The sequence below is a fragment of the Thaumasiovibrio subtropicus genome (genome assembly GCF_019703835.1).
Lineage (GTDB): Bacteria > Pseudomonadota > Gammaproteobacteria > Enterobacterales > Vibrionaceae > Thaumasiovibrio > Thaumasiovibrio subtropicus.
In genome coordinates this window covers 945659-963802 of record NZ_AP023055.1, presented here as the reverse complement: position 1 = coordinate 963802, position 18144 = coordinate 945659, and the positions used below count along the sequence as shown (strand labels likewise).

Annotated in this window: 18 protein-coding genes and 1 riboswitch; of the genes, 7 read left to right on the top strand and 11 right to left on the bottom strand. The window is 46.0% G+C overall.

All coding sequences use genetic code 11. From position 1 onward, the window contains the following. Nucleotides 1-29 precede the first annotated feature (29 nt). Both TSUB_RS20670 and TSUB_RS20665 read left to right on the top strand, forming a co-directional pair. On the top strand, nt 30-749 hold the full coding sequence (locus TSUB_RS20670; RefSeq protein ID WP_087016517.1) for a helix-turn-helix domain-containing protein: 720 nt from the start codon (nt 30-32) through the stop codon (nt 747-749). After that, nucleotides 742-924, top strand: a complete 183-nt coding sequence (locus tag TSUB_RS20665) for a hypothetical protein (RefSeq protein WP_087016518.1) — start codon at nt 742-744, stop codon at nt 922-924. Before TSUB_RS20670 ends, TSUB_RS20665 begins: the two co-directional genes overlap by 8 nt. Before the next feature lie 663 nt (nt 925-1587). Here the strand turns inward: TSUB_RS20665 and TSUB_RS20660 are convergent. Continuing rightward, nucleotides 1588-2244, bottom strand: coding sequence for a ribosome recycling factor family protein (locus TSUB_RS20660; protein ID WP_281422946.1), 657 nt, complete (start codon nt 2242-2244; stop codon nt 1588-1590). Between the two features lie 100 nt (nt 2245-2344). After that, nucleotides 2345-3307 carry a patatin-like phospholipase family protein gene (locus tag TSUB_RS20655; protein WP_087023031.1) on the bottom strand — a complete coding sequence of 321 codons (963 nt, stop codon included), beginning with the start codon at nt 3305-3307 and terminating at the stop codon, nt 2345-2347. Between the two features lie 135 nt (nt 3308-3442). After that, nucleotides 3443-3527: riboswitch (Fluoride riboswitch) on the top strand. 68 nt (nt 3528-3595) lie between these two features. Between TSUB_RS20655 and TSUB_RS20650 the strand changes: the two genes are divergently transcribed. Then, nucleotides 3596-4774 (top strand): cation:proton antiporter, encoded by a 1179-nt coding sequence (locus tag TSUB_RS20650; RefSeq protein WP_087023033.1) that lies wholly within the window; start codon nt 3596-3598, stop codon nt 4772-4774. 33 nt (nt 4775-4807) lie between these two features. Here the strand turns inward: TSUB_RS20650 and TSUB_RS20645 are convergent, their stop codons facing one another. Both TSUB_RS20645 and yciH read right to left on the bottom strand, forming a co-directional pair. Continuing rightward, nucleotides 4808-5059 (bottom strand): hypothetical protein, encoded by a 252-nt coding sequence (locus tag TSUB_RS20645; RefSeq protein WP_087023035.1) that lies wholly within the window; start codon nt 5057-5059, stop codon nt 4808-4810. Continuing rightward, nucleotides 5060-5380 carry a stress response translation initiation inhibitor YciH gene (gene yciH / locus TSUB_RS20640; protein WP_087023037.1) on the bottom strand — a complete coding sequence of 107 codons (321 nt, stop codon included), beginning with the start codon at nt 5378-5380 and terminating at the stop codon, nt 5060-5062. Nucleotides 5381-5741: 361 nt separating this feature from the next. Here yciH and TSUB_RS20635 point away from each other — a divergent pair, with 361 nt between their 5' ends. Beyond that, nucleotides 5742-6242 carry an ATP-dependent zinc protease family protein gene (locus tag TSUB_RS20635; RefSeq protein WP_087017096.1) on the top strand — a complete coding sequence of 167 codons (501 nt, stop codon included), beginning with the start codon at nt 5742-5744 and terminating at the stop codon, nt 6240-6242. A gap of 50 nt (nt 6243-6292) precedes the next feature. On the opposite strand, the gene TSUB_RS20630 is transcribed toward TSUB_RS20635, so the two are convergent. After that, nucleotides 6293-6658: a DUF3319 domain-containing protein gene (locus tag TSUB_RS20630; RefSeq protein ID WP_087017098.1), complete on the bottom strand. Its 366-nt coding sequence runs from the start codon at nt 6656-6658 to the stop codon at nt 6293-6295. 238 nt (nt 6659-6896) lie between these two features. Here TSUB_RS20630 and TSUB_RS20625 point away from each other — a divergent pair, with 238 nt between their 5' ends. Further along, the gene (locus TSUB_RS20625) at nt 6897-7817 is read left to right on the top strand and encodes a tyrosine-type recombinase/integrase (RefSeq protein ID WP_087017099.1); all 921 of its coding nucleotides are present in this window, start codon (nt 6897-6899) and stop codon (nt 7815-7817) included. 29 nt (nt 7818-7846) lie between these two features. Here TSUB_RS20625 and TSUB_RS20620 read toward each other — a convergent pair whose 3' ends face one another. Beyond that, complete coding sequence (locus TSUB_RS20620; protein ID WP_087017101.1) at nt 7847-8848, bottom strand: D-alanine--D-alanine ligase; 1002 nt, start codon at nt 8846-8848, stop codon at nt 7847-7849. 128 nt (nt 8849-8976) lie between these two features. Then, nucleotides 8977-9492 (bottom strand): SPOR domain-containing protein, encoded by a 516-nt coding sequence (locus tag TSUB_RS20615; protein WP_087017172.1) that lies wholly within the window; start codon nt 9490-9492, stop codon nt 8977-8979. Between the two features lie 453 nt (nt 9493-9945). On the opposite strand from TSUB_RS20615, the gene TSUB_RS20610 reads away from it, so the two are divergent. Beyond that, nucleotides 9946-12618: a bifunctional acetate--CoA ligase family protein/GNAT family N-acetyltransferase gene (locus tag TSUB_RS20610; RefSeq protein ID WP_087017174.1), complete on the top strand. Its 2673-nt coding sequence runs from the start codon at nt 9946-9948 to the stop codon at nt 12616-12618. Between the two features lie 46 nt (nt 12619-12664). On the opposite strand, the gene TSUB_RS20605 is transcribed toward TSUB_RS20610, so the two are convergent. Beyond that, on the bottom strand, nt 12665-13555 hold the full coding sequence (locus TSUB_RS20605) for a LysR family transcriptional regulator (RefSeq protein ID WP_087017103.1): 891 nt from the start codon (nt 13553-13555) through the stop codon (nt 12665-12667). A gap of 143 nt (nt 13556-13698) precedes the next feature. Here TSUB_RS20605 and TSUB_RS20600 point away from each other — a divergent pair, with 143 nt between their 5' ends. Further along, complete coding sequence (locus TSUB_RS20600) at nt 13699-14613, top strand: YeiH family protein (RefSeq protein ID WP_087017105.1); 915 nt, start codon at nt 13699-13701, stop codon at nt 14611-14613. 14 nt (nt 14614-14627) lie between these two features. Here TSUB_RS20600 and TSUB_RS20595 read toward each other — a convergent pair whose 3' ends face one another. The 3 genes from TSUB_RS20595 to TSUB_RS20585 all read right to left on the bottom strand — a co-directional run bounded on the left by TSUB_RS20595 (nt 14628) and on the right by TSUB_RS20585 (nt 17687). Beyond that, nucleotides 14628-14777, bottom strand: coding sequence for a hypothetical protein (locus TSUB_RS20595; RefSeq protein ID WP_159064789.1), 150 nt, complete (start codon nt 14775-14777; stop codon nt 14628-14630). A 175-nt stretch (nt 14778-14952) separates the two neighbouring features. After that, nucleotides 14953-16299 carry a sigma-54-dependent transcriptional regulator gene (locus TSUB_RS20590; protein ID WP_087017107.1) on the bottom strand — a complete coding sequence of 449 codons (1347 nt, stop codon included), beginning with the start codon at nt 16297-16299 and terminating at the stop codon, nt 14953-14955. Between the two features lie 200 nt (nt 16300-16499). Continuing rightward, the gene (locus TSUB_RS20585; RefSeq protein WP_087017109.1) at nt 16500-17687 is read right to left on the bottom strand and encodes a cystathionine beta-lyase; all 1188 of its coding nucleotides are present in this window, start codon (nt 17685-17687) and stop codon (nt 16500-16502) included. Nucleotides 17688-18144: the final 457 nt, after the last annotated feature.

The following is an 18144-nucleotide window of genomic DNA, read 5'->3' as shown; positions in this document are numbered from 1 at the left end:
TTCCACAATCATGGCTAGGAGGCCAAATCATGGAAGGCACTAATTTATCACAACCGGCATGTATGTTCAGCGACTTACTGAAGAAGGTTAAACCTGACAACATACAGGAAAATATCAATACACTTCATAAGCCTACATCTACATCGTCCAAACCACAGCCTAAGATTAGGCGCTACACTAAGCTTGAAATTAGACAATTAAAAGAGATGGTAGAGCAGGGGAAAACCATTAAGCAAATTGCTAGGAAATTAGAGCGTTCTCCATCATCAATCCGCGTCAAACTGAAAGCCCTTGGTGTTACAACTAGCCCAAAGGTGCCTCAAGACAAAGTTGAGTATATTGCTCGTCACTACGCATTATACGGCGCGAAAGCTATCGCTGATAAACTTCGAATATCAGTTGATAAAGTGCGTCGTGTTGCGGGTTCACTTGGGCTCAGTTATAAGTCGCGTAATGCTTATAATCCACCGTTACCACGTAGTCCGTTACCGTATGAGATGACACAGCGTGTGGCTTTTTTACAGCGCGATAATCCATTATCGAAAGACAAGGTAGATGACTGTGTGATGCTGCTTTATAACACGCAAGGTCCATCAACTCCGATGATAGCTATCCACATGAATGACTTAATGATGGCGGTTGAAGATCACTTCGAACGTCGTCGTGGTGTTGTCAGTTCTGCATGTATGTTCGGTTGGCGACGTAAACAGAATATAAGCGATTCCATGTTGGAGAAAAACGATGAATGAGTATGATGAAGAACGTTACTGTATCTGCGGTGACTGTGGTGCCATCGTTGCTTTTACTCATGAACTACACAATGAAGAAAAGCTGTGTTCATGTGGTGGTCAAATGTGTGGCTGTGACTTCTGCAATGAGAAGTATGCTAGTCATCTTAATCCAATCCTGATAAACAAAATCTAGTTGTAATAAGGTACTGGTCAGTGAGCAACACGCATCATCGTTGCTTGCTGGTCAGTGCTCGACAAGTGATAACGCGTCAGAAAAGATTTAATAATCATGGCGTTACAACGTCCCAGTGCGTATTAGATGTATTATGTTAAATAAGGTATTGGGGATTGATGGCGAATGTATCAACTTGTCTACTACATCGCCATTCTCTCCCCTTAAAGTGCCATTTTTACGGGGCTATCAAAAGTACTGTGCATTTAACCAGTGCGTGCTATTTACCATAAAATAGCTAATAAACACCTTATTTTTCATCCGTTCGCGAATGCTCTCTGTATGACAAAAAGCTGCTAATTAGCATTGAAGTGCTTTTGTTGTGCTGATCGATGAATAAACTGGCGTGCGCTACGTGAAATCTGCGCGAGTTTATGGGTATTTCCTTTAAAGAAATTGCGTAGCGTAAGGCCATCGTCAACGGTAACTAACTCTGGAAAAGTTTGTGTTTGCCGTGACGAGAACGCCTGTGAGTTTTGTGCGCACTTCGTTGATTGTATAACTCCGTTTAGCTTGAAACTCGAATAATGGCAATTTAACGATTCCTTGTTAATTTAATTGGTTTTTCCACTCTAGCGATGATGAATGTGATTCCGGAAACCTTATTAGCCGCATTGCCATGCTTTACAACAAAAACTCGTACTCATCCAGCGCTTCTCTGGCGGCTTTTGTTGTGCAGCCAAACTGAAAGCAAAGCTCAGCAACGGTGATACTGGGGTTAGCTCTAATTGCATTGATCAGTGATATCTTGGAGTCAACACGTGGAAGCGTTGCGCCAAGGGATTTCAACTGACGCTGCAGTGTATTGGTGACTGGCTGTAGTGATTGGACGGCGGTGCTATCTAATGCATGAGTGAAGGACGTCAGTTGTTCAACTTGACCAGTAATGTCGATATGGCGGCCATAGCGGATTCTTTTCATCGTCAAGCGCGTCTCAGTGATGAGTGCTATGAGCGCGTCTCTGTCCTGCTTATCAAGCGCATTGAACTTAGAAATACGTAGGGTATGCGTGGGTGTCAACACCCCTACCCTTAGCGTTTCTTTGTAAATAGACGCATGAACGCGTTTTAAACTGGCGCTGTCTTCAAGTTCAGCGTGCTCTTTGACCTCGATAAGTGACGCCAAGATACAGTCGTACTCGCCAATGAGTAGATAATTACGGCTGCGCCCGATGCGTTTTAGCTGGCATTGATGTGCTGCAAACAGCTCCGATAGTCGGTGCACTTCGATGCGACCGACACGACGCATGAGTGAGTTGATGGGTATCTTGATCGAGTGCAACGTGGGAAAATATCGCTGGTTGTAGATGCAGTGAATGGTACCAACTAGCGTAGCTCGCCACAATGCGAGTTACGCTATCCGTTATGCTGTTAGTTTGGGATTAAGTACAGTATTGATTGTCCTTTTCACACAGCAACGCTTTTATTTCTGGCATTTTGGCCATTGTGGCATCATAGCCATTCTTGATGGCTTCTCGCCTACCCGCGTCATCACCAAAATCATCAAAGCGCGTGTTTGTTGGTACCGGGGTGATGAGTATGTCTGCAGTGGTAACTTCGTGTTGTGGCTCAGCACAAGATTGCAACCAAAACGTACTGGCTAGCGTGCCAATGGCTGTCGGTTCGACTGGTGGCGGCGCGCCACACATGACATCAATCCCTATAACGATATCGGCTCCTAGATCTCGAGCGCCATAGACAGGTACCATTGAGAGGATGCCGCCATCAATAAAGGTATCCCCTTTAAAGCTGACAGGAACAAAAACACCCGGAACACTGGAAGATATCTGAACAGCCTGACCAGGATTCCCGCCTGTAAATAGGTACACTTCATGTGTTGTTAAGTTAGTCGTCGCAATGCCAACGGGAACTGGCATCGTGCTAAGATCAGTGTGAACAATTTGATTGTTTACCCAATCCGCGAGCGCTTTGCCTTGAATAAGGCCCTTTCGAGAGATAATAAAATCTTTGATAGCGCGGTCGGAAAAAGAAAGAATCGTCGGTGCCAGTACGTCATAGTCGGGATTGTTTGCATAGAGAACCGCCGCAATTGACCCGACCGAAGTCCCGGTGACAACATCAGCATAGATACCCTCTTCTTGCAGCGCTTGGATAACACCTAAATGCATCACGCCTCTCGCTGCACCGCCGCCAAAAGCAATGCCGATTGAAACTGTATCTCTTTCGTGTGGTTTTGCACTGTTCCCGCTGACTGGGGAGCCTTGTAATTCATCGTACTCATTAGGTACGGCACATCCGAATAGGGCCAATGTTGACGCGATAACGAGTGCGCCTTTTAGAATACCTTTCACCGTATGCTGGCTCCGTTGGTGAGTTAACTGCATGATGTTTCGAGTATATTCTCTATTGCATCAATTGTACATTGTTCGTATAAATCGAGTAAGTGTCTGTTCAATTTTGTGAATCGATATAATTCACGCTTGACTCGACAGGTGATCGCAGTAAACTTGTCGCGTAACTATCTATACGGTGATGGGGTTCCACCTTTAACCGCTCCATAAGTAGCCAAACAGTACTTATGCAGCTGATGACTCCTGTGTTTAGACCCGTTTAATTTGGGAGCACAGGATAGATCTAGCTGTTGTTTCCCGTTGTATTGTTTTGGAGGCTTTATGTCACTCGGCATTCTCTTTTTCTCTGTCCTTTTCTTTGGCTTATACGCAAGTAAACTTGTCGCAAAGTTTCGCCTGCCAGGTGTACTCGGTATGGTTTTCGTTGGGGGTGTGATTGGCCATTATGTTGGTGACAACCTCCCTGCCTCATTTGATGAAAGTGCCACTTTTTTGAAGTCGCTCGCCTTGACTATCATTCTTCTCAAAGCGGGATTAGGGATCAGTGTTGATCAACTGCGTCGTGCTGGGCGAGCTGCGGTACTTATGACATTTGTGCCCTGCTTGTTCGAAGGTGCAGCGCTAACATACATTTTTCACTGGCTTTTCGGGTTTGACTGGGCGGTAGCGGGCTTAACGGCTTTTATGATTGCAGCTGTTTCACCAGCGGTTGTCGTGCCGACAATGCTTGAAATGAAAGCAAAGGGGTTTGGCAAAAAACGAGAAGTGCCGACTATCGTGCTGGCTGGCGCGTCGGTAGACGATGTCATCGCTATTACGCTCTTCTCGGTTTGCTTGGGGCTTGCAACGACGGGTGATTCAGCAATCGGCGCTGCGCTATTAAGTATTCCAACGTCGATTATTATTGGCCTGATACCCGGTCTTGTTCTTGGTATGGTGCTCGCTTGGGTTTTTACGCGCTTCTCGGTTTCAATGATCGAGAAAGTACTACTGCTACTTACGTTATCAGTGCTATTAGTTGAAGTGGGGCATTATTTTGAAAGTGCAGCGCTATTAGGTGTCATGGCTGTCGGTTTTATCTTGTTAGAACACGCTCAGAAAAGTGCCAATGAGCTAGCTTCCCTGCTCGGGCACTTATGGTTTTTTGCCCAGATCGTTTTATTCGTGTTGATTGGTATGTCGGTCGATCTGGGCGTCGCTATGGAGTCTGGTGCAATGGGCTTGCTAGCCATTACTTTAGGTTTAGTCGCACGGTCAATTGGGGTCATGGTCGCAACGCAATTTTCATCGTTAAATTTAAAGGAAAGACTATTCTGTGTTGTTGCGTATTTGCCGAAAGCGACGGTACAAGCAGCACTGGGTGGTGTCGCTTTGGCTGCGGGCGTCCCGGAGGGACAAACTATTTTAGCGCTTGCCGTACTCGCCATTATATTTACAGCGCCTTTAGGGCTAATCGGTATCACAACGTTTGCGCCGAGATTGCTTGAAAAAGATGAATAGCGTGGATAGTAAGGCGATGTATCTCATCGCCTTTTATTTACACGTAACTTTGCCACCGATCATTTTGTACGCGGGCGTGCCACGCACTAAAGTTTCGCGGGCAAACTGGATGCCGCATCCGGGACATAGACAAGGTGTGTCTGTATAGTCGGTAACGATGCGTTCCTTAAAGCACTTTACTAAGCTCCCCTTGCCGCCTTTGCGATAATGAAACAACTTGTGTTTACATTTAGCGCAACTCACATCCACCGTTTTTGACGGCCCTTTCGGATTGGGCTTAGCCACTTAACCGCCAGCAAGTTTAACGGTGTGGCCTTTCTTTTCTAAGTAAGCTTTGATCTGATCGCGTTTGTCACCTTGAATTTCTACCGTACCGTCTTTCACCGAACCACCACAACCACATACCTTTTTGAGTTCTGCGGCAACAAGTTTCAACTCGGTGTCGGTAAGATCAAGTCCGGTGACAATACACACGCCTTTGCCCTTACGGCCTTTGGTTTGACGCTGGATACGGACAACACCATCTCCTTTGGGACGTTCTGCTTTGGGAGCTTCTTGTTTAATACGGCCAGTTTCTGTTGAGTACACTAGGTTATCGTTGCTCATGACATTCTCTTTAAGATGACTATCTCGCTATTATGCGTGGCGGAGCGTGAGGTCTCAAGACTGTCTACGCTGTGTGGCGATTTGCTGCACGATTTTTGTCATGAAGTGAAACTAATGTATGAAGATAACAAACTGTAAATAAGTATATTTTGTTGATATTCCCCTTACATTTCGCAGGTATTATGGTCGCCTTATACTCAAGCAGTCACAAGTTACGCGAGTCCGTATGAGTACCCCGCAACTTGTTGTAATGCGAGTATTTAGGTCATTCAAGTGATCAAAGAATGGCATTCTATATTTAATCAGAGTCTGTTTTGAGCAATGGATGCTTGTAACGCCTACTCTACGGAGAACAATAACGATGAAAGCGTTTTTAGCGTCAGTCCTATTGGCTATTACCTCATTCTCGGCGTCCGCCGAAAACAGTGCCCTCAACGAGAATATGCAGATCGTTGGCGAAACTGAGTACATTTTAGTAGAAGATGTCGCCATGAACTATTTGGCGCGTATTGATACCGGCGCGAACAGTACTTCTATTCATGCGATTGATATTGAGGTTGAAGGTGCGACAGATGATAAAAACATGCGCGATCATGTGGGTAAAACGGTTCACTTTACGACGATTAATGAAAACGATGAAAAGATCAGGCATCAAGCTGAAATCCATAAAGTCAGTATCATTCGTAACGCGCAAGGCGAGGAACGCCGATATAGTGTGGTGATGAATTTGAACTTTAACGGAGAGACTCGACCTGTGATTGTGAATCTTCGAGACCGTAGTCGAATGACCTATAAGTTGTTGATTGGCCGAAACTGGTTACGCGGTAACTATCTCGTTGATGTATCCAAATCAGCACATTGATGGGTTGGAGAAAAGAAAAAAAGCGCCTAGGTTTATAGGCGCTTTCTCGTTTAGGCTTTAATCTTATCGATATTTTTGTCTAGGAAGGCTTTTACGGCGGGCAATGAGCCTTTGAGCAGCTGTCCCTTCACGATGAGATACCATTCGTTATCTTTACCGGTATCATTGATGATTTTGAAGCCAAGGTGGGTATCAGTTTTCGTTTGAGGTTTCTCTTTCTTACCTAAGCTTGCATTGTGATTTGCTACTTGCTCTGGGCTGATAAACGTACGCATTTCAGTAGACCAGTCGATGCTTTTCTTAATCGCATCGAGCTCGCCTTTCACATCGTGCCCTTGAACTTTCGCTTGCCAATGACCAGGTTCACCGGTCGGATTATCAATAGTCACGCCTCGATGGAACACGCGCTGTCTCATGATGTCTCCTTAAGCCAACACCGAATAATGTACTAATATGGTGTTGCTTAGATTATTCATAGCCTTAATACGTTAATTGAAGCATCAAAATTATGTCATGTATAGCTAATTGACATGTTAAATTGAGATATAGTTAACGTTTTTTCATTTAGAAGTAAGTCTAACATAATTTCATCATAATAAATAAGTTATAGTGCGCTAGTGTTGCTATTAAGTTGATTTAAAAGTGATTAATGCCATGAAACCCACAAAAAAGTGCTTTTTGACCCCCGTAGAGGATATAGATATTTGGCGTTCTGTGACGGAAAACAAATATGCTCATAACTCCTTGCTCTCGTTAAAAAACGATTGGCATCACTTTCTTTCCTATTGTCATGCTGTCAGCGAATCTCCCTTGCCCGCCCATCCTAAAGTGGTCGTCCGTTATATCGATAAGGTGCAACGCGAGCGAAAATTCTCTACGCTTCGTCGTTATCTAATCTCTATCAACACCATGCATAAACTCTTTAGTCAGCCAGAACCGGGCAGGTTTAGAGAGGTACAAACCTTTATGAAGCGATGCCAAGAGAGCAAAGGAGAAGATCAAATCCAAGCCGATGCTTTTCGACATTCTCACCTTGAGGCGCTGATAAAGAAACTCGAGAAAAGCCAGCGGCTCAAAGATAAGCGAGATCTCGCTATCTGGTCTGTCATGCTTGACACCATGCTAAAGCGCAGTGAACTGATCAAACTCACACCTAGCCATCTTAACAAAGACACTGCTGTCTTACTTATCGAGGATATTGAATACCCTCTCAGTGAATTGTCATTGTCACTACTTAATGACTGGCTATTCAACGCGAATATCCTAGATGGCCCACTGTTTAGAAGCATGGACAGGCATGAAAATGTCGCTGAAACCGCAATGGACCCATCGGCAGTCTATCGAGTATTCCGGCGCGCCAGTACTTTGTTGGATTTACCTAAACATATCACTTTCTCTGGTCAATCCTCACGTGTCGGCGCCTCAAAAGACTTGTCCGCACAAGGGCTAACCTTAACAGAGATTCAATCTGCTGGCCGATGGCGAAGTCCAGCGATGCCTGCACAATACATCGATAACAAACAGAAAAGTGAACGCGAAAAAGCGCGCTACAAAAAGAAAAAGCAGTGGTTATAGCCACTGCTTTCGTCCTTTCTCAGAACCTTCTAAACGGCTTTAGCCTCAATCGCTCGATGAACCGCTTGAGCGAAGAAAGTTTGAATGTCATGCCCATTGGCAGTGAGCATCTTTGGGAACATCGAGATAGGTGTCATGCCCGGAAACGTATTGATCTCATTGAGTAATACCTCGTTGTCTTCCGTCAAAAAGAAATCAATACGGGAGAGGTCGCGAAGCTTCATATGTTCAAACGCTCGCTTCGCTAACAACATCATTTCATCACGAACTGCGTCGCTGATGTCCGCCTTGATCACGGTTGTGGAATGGCTGTCATTGCTGTACTTCTCTTCATAAGTGTAAAAAGTATCACCGGGCGCAACAACTTCACCGGGAACCGTCACCACGATGTCGCCATCATACTCATAAGCAGCAATTTCAAGCTCTCTCGGTTTAACCGCTTTCTCAATCAAGACCTGATTGGAGAACGAAAACGCATCTTGCAGCGCTTTTCTCAAATCACCCACATCAGAGACTTTATAGCAACCAATTGAAGAGCCTTGACTTGCTGCCTTAACAAAAATACTTCCCCACTCAACCAAGGCTGCTTCAGCTTTAGCAATCTCACTCTCTGTAAACTCAGACATGAAGTAGTAAGGCGTATTGGGAATGTGAAGCGTATCAAACCAGAGTTTGGTCGTGATTTTGTTGAAGCAGTTCTTGCTCGCCTCGGCGTCACAGCCGATGTAAGGCAGGCCAATCAACTCAAAAAAGGATTGCAGATCACCGGTTTCTCCAGGAAAGCCATGAACTACGGGAACAACGGCGTCTATTGTCAGTTGGCGATCGCCCACCGATAGCACGCGATCGAAACCTAGCTGACAAGCTTGGCCTTGTTCTGTCATCCAACCTTCAGGCTTAATCTCAACTCGAACAACGTCAAACCCCTCAACCTGCTCAAGTTGTGACTGAACATAACTTGCAGAAACAAGGGAAACTTCGTGCTCGGCGCCACCGCCGCCACACAGTAGCAAGATTTGCTTGGAACTCATTTAAAACCTTTTAATTCGCAATGGCTTAATCGCCAAAGAAAGATGCGCATTAGTTTATAAAAAAACAACGCCAGATGGCAGTAATGAATCCATCTGGCGTCAATTTAACGATGATACCTCGTCAGTGTTTATCGAAGTTGACGAAGGTCTGGTGATGATGAACGCTTAATGTCATCAAGACTGCGAATAAATGGACCGTATTGACGCACAGAAGATGGCAATGCGTTCAAGGCACGCTTGGCTTCTGCTTTAGAACTGTACTCACCGTATAGCAAGGTATACCAAGGCAAACCGTTAAGCATTTTCTTATTTACGTAGATAGGTTTACCTGAGGGCAAACGGTCAACATACTCTTGGAATCCACCGTCGTGGCTTAACGCCAACACCTGTATTGAATAGCGACCGCCAGACGTCATGGCGGGTTTCGTCGGTTTGTTGAGAACAATTTTGTTCTCTTCAACAGGCTTAACGACTTGTGCCATCGGCTCTTCTGCGGGCAGCGTCAGTATCGGGTCTGACTCCATTGGCATTGCGTTATTGTATTGTTCAATTTCAGCCTCAGACGCAACAACCGTAGTCGTTACATCACTGCTTGCACAGCCTGTCAATACGAGTACTGCGCCGATAAGCAACGTTTTTTTCATTATAGAAACACCTAACTCCATGATTAGATTCATATTGCCGTTGCAACGCGGATCATTCAAGAGACAATACGAAAAATTTCGCCACAACTAGCCTTAGTTCACATCGATAAATATGAAACACCGCCACTTTCGATGTTGAGGCTGCGATGGCATCCATCAGTCTTTTCGCACCGAATGGGTGCTAGCGGCTGAGCATCTGGCAACCAGCGCCTCCTCGCTTATATTTTTTGTACCGCCGACATACTAACAAAGGTCGCTAGTGTATAAGCATAGTCAATCTAGGCTTAGTTTTTGATTTTGTTTCAAATCGTCCGACGAGTGATGTAAGACAAGAGTCACACGAATGGCCTGAGGGCGTATCCGTCGTCAACTTATTGGGTAACAATGAAGCATATTGAAGAAAGGCTACCTGAAAATCCAAAGAACGTAGAACTAAAACTGGAAGGTGTATTTATGCTCAATGGCTTGGATGCTCTACTTAAACCTCGCTCTATCGCGATCATCGGCGCGTCAGATACTGAAGGCCGTGCCGGGCATATTGTCGTTAAAAACCTTTTAACGGCGGGTTTCCGTGGCCCCATCATGCCAGTGACACCCAAGTATGACGCCGTTTGCGGTGTACTTGCGTATGCCTCGATAGACAAACTCCCACGCGTACCCGACCTCGCTGTACTCTGTACAAACAGTCACCGAAACCCTGATCTCATCAGTGAATTAGGTAAACTAGGCGTGAAAGCAGCGATAGTCATGGCCTCTGGCATGCACCTTGGTGAGCCTTCTCATCTCGACCTAATGAAAGAAAATGCGCGTAAGTACGGCATTCGTCTGATCGGCCCCAATAGTATGGGACTGATATTACCTTGGCTAAACGTCAACGCCAGTTTCGCACCCATCCCCGCTAAACGTGGCAACATTGCCTTTGTGTCACAATCTGCAGCAGTCTGCACAACGATTCTGGACTGGGCAAGCAATAAAGATATCGGTTTTTCGACTTTCCTATCCATTGGTGATGGCAGCGATGTCGACTTTGACGAACTGCTCGACGTCCTTTGTCGTGACAGCAAGACGAGCGCGATATTACTTTACATCGACTCCGTCTCGGACCCACGACGCTTTATGTCTGCTGCACGCGCAGCCTCTCGAAACCGGCAAATTCTTGTACTCAAGAACGGCCGTACGACACAAGGCGCGATTGCTTCCCAACTCCATACCGGTGGCCCGCTAGGAATCGACCCCGTCTATGATGCGGCAATTCGTCGTGCTGGTATGCTTCGGGTACATACCACCCATGAACTCTTTGCCGCAGTTGAAACCTTAACTCACTCCGTACCTTTACGTGGCGAACGACTCGCCATTGTGACTAACGGCGGTGGGCCTGCGATTATGGCGGTTGATGCCTTGATGGAGCGCGGCGGTAAACTCGCCAAGTTGAGTGACGCCACCATAGAGAAGTTAAACAAGGTATTACCAACATCGTGGTCGACAACCAACCCCATCGATATCATGGGCGATGCGAATGTTAAACGGTATACGGAAACACTGAATATTCTGCTAGATAGCGATGATTTTGATGCGCTGATGATCATGCACTCGCCGTCCGCCATTGCACCGAGTACCCAAACTGCTGACGCTGTCATAGAAACACTTAAACACCATCCGCGGACCAAACGTTTTAACATCTTGACCAACTGGGCTGGAGAAGTGAGTGCCATAGAGAGCCGCAAGCGTTTTTTCCAAGCGGGTTACCCAACTTATCGTACACCTGAAAGTACCGTCGCTGGTTTCATGCACTTGGTCGAGTACCGAAGAAACCAAAAGCAGTTGATGGAGACCCCATCCTCCATCAATGAAGAACGCGCACTTGCGCCCCAAGCGCTAGGGATGATTGAAAACGCTCTGTTACAAGGACAAACTCAGCTACAAACCCATGATGTGAGGCCGATACTGGAATGCTATGGGCTGAGAACGCTACGGACTTGGCTCGCATCCGACCCCAGCGAAGCTGTCTATATCGCTGAACAAATCGGCTATCCGGTTGCCGTGAAGCTACGTTCGCCTGACATCGTACATAAGTCGGAAGTACAAGGTGTCGTGCTACAACTACGTGATGCAAAAGAAGTCGCTTCGGCCTCACAGGCCATTCTTGACCGTGTTGCACTCAATTTCCCTGCTGCCCATATCGATGGTCTACTTGTACAATCCATGGCCAGTAAAACAGGCTCCCAAGAGCTACGCCTTGGCGTCTATCGAGATGCGGTCTTCGGCCCAGTGATCGTCATTGGCGAAGGGGGTTCCGAATGGAATCTCAATAAGGATGCAGCGATAGCAATTCCTCCCGTCAACATGGCGCTTGCCCGTTATCTTGTCATCAATGCTATCAAGAGCGGAAAAATCCGCCAACGAAGTTTCCCTTACGAAATCAATATTCCCGCGCTGTGTAAGATACTGGTCCGAATCTCAAACCTCATCATCGATTGCCCACACATTCTCGAACTCGATATTAATCCGCTGTTGATATCCGGGGAAGATCATACGGTCATCGATGCTCGGATAACATTGCAAGATGGTCAGTTCAAACATAACAACCACCTTGCTATTCGTCCCTACCCGAAAGAGTGGGAAAAGGACATTACCCTACGTAATGGTGAAACCTTACTTCTGAGACCGATCTTACCGGAAGACGAACCTTTGCATAAAGATTTTATCAGTCACGTATCTGAAGAAGATCTTTATAAGCGCTTTTTTTCAGATGTCGGCGAGCTCGATCATGAAGCGTTGGCCAACCTCACGCAAATTGACTATGCGCGAGAAATGGCCTTTGTCGCGGTCACCAAATCGAATCAGATATGGGGGGTCGCGCGCGCCCTGTCCGACCCAGAAAACACCGAAGCAGAGTTCGCTATTTTGGTCCGTTCTGATTTGAAAGGGTTTGGCTTAGGGCGAATATTGATGGAGCAGATCATCGAATACTGTCGTTCTCGAGGAATGAAACATATGACCGGCATGACGATGCCTTCCAATAGCGGAATGATCGCCCTAGCGCAAAAGGTCGGCTTTCATATCGATGTACAACTCGCCGATGGGATCGTTGAAATGTTATTGCCGCTCTCCGTCAGTAATTCTTAGCGATACACTATAGGGGCGTAAGCATAAACAAGGCGACATTGTCGCCTTACTCCGTTAACTTCACCTTCTTTTTTACATTCTCGATAAGCCAACTTTTGGCGCGCCCCATCTGGCTGCGACGCCATGCCAAAACGAGATCGAGGGTATGCACCGGGTCGTTACCAACGATGGCAAGTTCGCCGGACTTAAGCTCGGCATCAATATCATCGACGTTAAATGTCCCAATACCTAATCCCGCTTTCAACGCTTTCAATTTGTCACTCATAGAGCGTACACGAAGCACGGCTTGCTTATCTAAAATGTTATAACTAATTGGCGGCGCGTTAATTGCGCTGTCACGCACCGCAATGACCCGGTGCTTGCGGCGCTCTTCTGGGTTGAGTGGGTCATTAGATTTAAAGATTGGGTGGTTAGGCGATGCCACCCAGTTCATAGAAAGTTGCCCAATCGTAACCACTTTCACATCATTTGGCACAACGGTTGGCATAGAAGCAATCAATAGATCAATGCGATCTTGGCTAAGCGCTTCCCAACTGCCTGCCAATATCTCCTCCTGAAGGTGCAATCGTGTCCCGCCTTTCTCTTCTAATGCAGGAACCAAAGGGAACAAACGGTTAATGTCTACAATGCCGTCGAAACCAAGCGTAATGTCTAACTCCCAACCATGCGCTAACGATACCGCATCGTTGACCATCTCATCCGCAGCATTTAGCAACTTACGGCCGCGTTCAAGCAAGAGTTCGCCGGCTTTAGTAAACGCCGCGCGATGACCAGAACGATCGAAAATAACAAGATCAAGATCTTGTTCAAGCTTTTGTACTTGGTAACTCAGTGAAGACGGAGCGCGTTGCAGTTCTTCTGCTGCCGCCGCAAAGCTACCCCGACGGTCGATAGCATCGAGTACTAACAAAGATTCAAAAGATAGTAACTTGTTCATAAAAGCCTGTTCGATAAAACAAAATAACGCATAGGGCTAAACTAACAGATAGTTAACACAATCGCCAAGTCGATGCACTCAGTATTTAATTCCCAAGGGTGACCCGTTATACTGCGCGCTCGTTACCTGATAGAGTTGTCATCATGCCTCAACGCGCTTTTGTGTTTTATTGTGTTGCTTTTGCGTGTTTTTTCCCGATTATTCAGTCACCCACGGCACTCATCTTGGGCTTTCTTCTCGCCAGTGTTGGCCTAGTACCGAAACACGTTGACCTCGCTGCACTGAGCAAAAGACTCCTCTCCTATTCCATTATTGGACTTGGTTTTGGTATTCAAATTGACGCGGCCATTTACTCAGTATCATCGAATATTGGCCTCGTGATTGTCAGCCTAATGATGACACTCATCTTAGGTGCGTGCATTGGGCGCTGGTTAAACATAGATAGCCGCACATCTCACCTTATCGCCTCTGGTACTGCCATTTGTGGCGGAAGTGCCATTGCCGCTGTTGCGCCAGCTATCAACGCTAAGAATGAGCAGATATCAGTCGCTTTGGCGACCGTATTTATATTAAATGCCATCTCACTTTACGCTTTCCCTATCATCGGCCACGCCCTGTCGCTAGATGAAGTTCGGTTTGGCACCTGGGCAGCGATCGCGATTCACGATACATCGTCGGTTGTCGGCGCGGCTGGCGCGTATGGAGAGCAGGCACTTCAGGTTGCAACGACGACCAAACTTGCAAGGGCCCTTTGGATCATTCCCATCGCGTTGATCAGCAGTTGGATTTTTAAAGGCGACAGCAGACGATTTACGTTCCCGGCGTTTATTGGCTGGTATATTGTTGCCTTACTGATTTCCAGCTATGTGCCGCAGTTCGGTACTTTCTATGGCGTCATCTTTCAAATTGCAAAGCAAATGTTGGTGGTTAGTCTGTTTTTGGTGGGCGCTTCAATGACAATCTCACAGTTTAAACGTGCTGGGATTAAGCCATTCATACTTGCACTAACCTTGTGGGTACTGATTTCAGTCGGTAGCTTGGCGTATTTGTTAATCTAGAGTGAAGCGAAGCGTTATTCGGAAGAGTGCATTGCCATATAGCCATGTGCGACCAATAAGCCAAAAGCGAGCGCATGCATTAATGATGCAATAAAAGGCGAGACAAACAAGGAAACCATCACTAAAGTAATGACCGTAATCGATGTCCATTTTCGGCTTCGCATCTGCTCTTCTCCCTAAGAAACAGTGCTTATTATGCCCGCTCAGAAATGACCTTGAACAATATCGCTTTACGATTACTTAGTGCTAAATTGAATATGCTTTCTATCAATACTGAAATAAAAGTATAAAAAAGCGCCTCCAATAGAGACGCTCTATCGAGATAACTACATACGGTAGTTAGCTGCTATTACGTATTTCTGCTAGCAAGTTGTGCTTGTTCAACAAGCGATACATGGTTGCTCTCGAGACACCTAACTCTTTAGCTGCAGACGAGATCTTCCCTTGATGCGTTTCAAGTACATTTAACAATGCTTCACGTTCAGCATCATTCTTCGCTGAGCGAAGGTTAGCTTTATTGCGCGCACTATCTGGCAGATCGAAGTGATCTACATCTATAGTCGCGCCCTCACACATTAGCGCAGCACGTTTGATTTGGTTCATCAATTCACGGCAATTACCAGGCCATTCATATTGTCCAAGTAGCTTATAAGCTTCTTCGCTGTAGTGTGTTGCATTGATATTGTATTCCGCTCTAAATTCTTGCAAGTACTGCTCAGCCAGTTGCGGAATATCAAGCATACGTTCACGCAATGCAGCGACTCGGATATGCATGACATTGAGGCGATAATAGAGCTCTTGATTAAATCGTCCTTCTTGCACCAGAGTTTCCATGTCGGCTGAAGAGGATACGACAATACGAAGCTCGGCCATATTCTGACTAAAGTCTCGATTTTCAAGGGCTTGAAGATAACCAAGAAGCTGAGTCTGCAAAGAGGGTGACAGCATCTCTATATTGTTGATGTACACCGTCCCTTCAGAGAAAGCTTCGTTATCGGGCTCGGTAAACTCAAGCTTCTCGATTGCATTGGCATTCAGCGAATGAAAAATGGTGCCACGACGATTCGACTGGTAGTGCACTTCCTCGGCAACCGTGGACTTTCCAACGCCCGCTTCCCCGGAAATGACAACATGCATATCTGTCATCGCAACACGTCTCACCAACTCACGCAACTGGCTGGCGGACTTAGATTCACCAATGATACCCGGCCTCTCGTTGTGAGGGCCGCTGCCTACGACACTACTCTCAATCGCTAGCATACCGAGTTGGTGACCGATCGTCGCAATCAGTTGGCTATGTGGTATTGGCGTCGTGAAGTAGTCAATACAGTAGTTGTTAATGAAAGTGCAGATTGCACTTAAGCTCAGTTGCTGTTTATTCAGTAACGCAATCCAACGCACTTGGTTAGATTTACTCGCCCGTTGGGCGATACTTTGAATACTGAAATCATTACTGCTTAAATCAACAACACAAATGCACGGACTCATGGTTTGCAGCATGTCGTCCGCTGCACGCAAATCGTAGCAACAATGGGTAATCCAACCGTCTTTCTCTAGCTGAGCTAGCCACGGTTCGTAATTACATCCAATCGCAACTAGCCTTGCGTTCTCTTTTTTAGATTCACTATAGGTTGCCACTGATTTCCCCTTCACAATCAATACGTCAGGCAGTTGGGCACTAATCATTTACGAAAACTTACAAAATTACTGTCTCAATATTGAGTCAGCTCCTTAAAACATAGCAGTGATTATCAGAAACACCACATTATGCCGCAAGAAGCCAACTTAATACGCTCAAGCTATATACAAGGTAAAGTTAATCCCACCATCATGTCTAGGAGGAAACCCCGTGTTGTAGGCCCAACTTTGTATTAAAAATGAGACCCTTATTGAGAAAGTACTTTATTAAATCGCTCGAATCCTGCTTCAAGGTCAGCGATCAAGTCATCAGTATCTTCTAAACCAATATGAAGTCTGATCAGTGGCCCCGCGAAATCAGGGGAAGTGGCGGTACGCAAATTAGCTATCGATTCGTTGGCAAGTATTAGGCTTTCGAACCCCCCCCACGAATAGCCCATACTAAAGTGTGTCATACCATCTAGAAGCGCCGTTAGGGCTTCGGTATTTCCTCGATTGAGGACAACAGAAAACAATCCGTTGCAGCCTTTAAAGTCGCGTTTATAGAATTCATGTCCCGGGCAGGTAGGAAACGCAGGATGTCTAACATGATCAACTTCCGGTCGTAATGCCAACCATTTCGCTACTTTGATACTGTTCTCTTCATGCTGCTTAAGACGAACGCCAAGCGTACGTAAGCCCCGACTAGCCAAGTAGATATCATCGGGCGAGGTGCACTGCCCCATTAGGTAACTTTGCTCGCGCAGTTGTGGCCACAAGGCTTCGGTAGCAACCGCAGTGCCGAGCATCACGTCTGAATGACCCACAATGTACTTAGTTGCGGCTTGCACTGAGATATCGACACCGTGGTCGAATGGAGAAAAGTTCACTCCCGCTGACCACGTGTTATCAAGCATCACGATGATATCGTGCTCATGAGCAATCGCAGCTAAGGTTGGGACATCTTGTACTTCCATCGTAATGGAACAAGGTGATTCCAAGAAAAGAAGCTTAGTGTTGGGTTGAATAAGATCGCGAATCCCCTCACCTATCATCGGATCGTAGTAAGTTGTTTCAACACCTAACTTCTTCAAAATTTTGTCGCAAAAGTCACGCGTCGGCTCATAGGTGCCATCGACCATTAGGATATGGTCGCCCTGCTCGACAAAAGAGAGAATTGCGTTTGAAATAGCCGCTGTGCCGCAAGGGTACAAGGCGCAACCAGCACCACCTTCTAGCTCAACCATTGCTTCTTGAAAAGAGAAACTCGTATTGGTACCTCGGCGACCATAAAAGAGCGTTTTGTCACCGCGATGCTTTGTCGCATGCGTTTTTTCTTCCACCGTATCAAATACGATAGTAGAGGCGCGGCTTACTGGAGTATTGACTAAACCTTGGGTCCATTTTTTGCTTCGCCCAGCGGTAACGAATTTGGTGTTAAGTTTTTTGCTGCTCATTGTTTTTTAGGGTCCTTGTTGAGCTAGTCCTCTCGATGCCCCTAAGTTACTGTGCCTTAATACAAACAGCAAGCTAGCACGCCTTTTTATTGAGCATATGCTATGTGTTATGCACGCTTTCTGAACGCTTCTTGCATGGTGCAGTTTTCTCAAGGTGCATCGTTAAGTCACGTTTAGCAACCAGTTCTAAAGGCTATTGCACAGTTCACCAAGCAATAAGTACGCATTTAAACCGTCCTAGAGAGAAGTATTGCGCTAAGGTTACCTATACGCCCAGCACATCAGACCAGAAGCAAAAATTGCGATTATGTGACGATAAGATGAATGAAAATCCCTAAACTCATTCGAAAGTGAGGCGTATACAATGCTACCGAAACGACCCTATACCGAGTAATAATTCATTTACAACAAACATTGATACAAATTTCTGATATTTTAAACGCGTAATTATCGATAA

Coding starts and splice junctions, on each gene's coding strand:
- TSUB_RS20620 (WP_087017101.1), bottom strand. CDS start 8,848: ATGAGTTCCAAGCAAATCTTGCTACTGTGTGGCGGCGGTGGCGCCGAG.
- TSUB_RS20665 (WP_087016518.1), top strand. CDS start 742: ATGAATGAGTATGATGAAGAACGTTACTGTATCTGCGGTGACTGTGGT.
- TSUB_RS20610 (WP_087017174.1), top strand. CDS start 9,946: ATGCTCAATGGCTTGGATGCTCTACTTAAACCTCGCTCTATCGCGATC.
- TSUB_RS20600 (WP_087017105.1), top strand. CDS start 13,699: ATGCCTCAACGCGCTTTTGTGTTTTATTGTGTTGCTTTTGCGTGTTTT.
- TSUB_RS20590 (WP_087017107.1), bottom strand. CDS start 16,299: ATGATTAGTGCCCAACTGCCTGACGTATTGATTGTGAAGGGGAAATCA.
- TSUB_RS20655 (WP_087023031.1), bottom strand. CDS start 3,307: ATGCAGTTAACTCACCAACGGAGCCAGCATACGGTGAAAGGTATTCTA.
- TSUB_RS20585 (WP_087017109.1), bottom strand. CDS start 17,687: ATGAGCAGCAAAAAACTTAACACCAAATTCGTTACCGCTGGGCGAAGC.
- TSUB_RS20670 (WP_087016517.1), top strand. CDS start 30: ATGGAAGGCACTAATTTATCACAACCGGCATGTATGTTCAGCGACTTA.
- TSUB_RS20635 (WP_087017096.1), top strand. CDS start 5,742: ATGAAAGCGTTTTTAGCGTCAGTCCTATTGGCTATTACCTCATTCTCG.
- TSUB_RS20615 (WP_087017172.1), bottom strand. CDS start 9,492: ATGAAAAAAACGTTGCTTATCGGCGCAGTACTCGTATTGACAGGCTGT.
- yciH (WP_087023037.1), bottom strand. CDS start 5,380: ATGAGCAACGATAACCTAGTGTACTCAACAGAAACTGGCCGTATTAAA.
- TSUB_RS20605 (WP_087017103.1), bottom strand. CDS start 13,555: ATGAACAAGTTACTATCTTTTGAATCTTTGTTAGTACTCGATGCTATC.
- TSUB_RS20630 (WP_087017098.1), bottom strand. CDS start 6,658: ATGAGACAGCGCGTGTTCCATCGAGGCGTGACTATTGATAATCCGACC.
- TSUB_RS20595 (WP_159064789.1), bottom strand. CDS start 14,777: ATGCGAAGCCGAAAATGGACATCGATTACGGTCATTACTTTAGTGATG.
- TSUB_RS20625 (WP_087017099.1), top strand. CDS start 6,897: ATGAAACCCACAAAAAAGTGCTTTTTGACCCCCGTAGAGGATATAGAT.
- TSUB_RS20650 (WP_087023033.1), top strand. CDS start 3,596: ATGTCACTCGGCATTCTCTTTTTCTCTGTCCTTTTCTTTGGCTTATAC.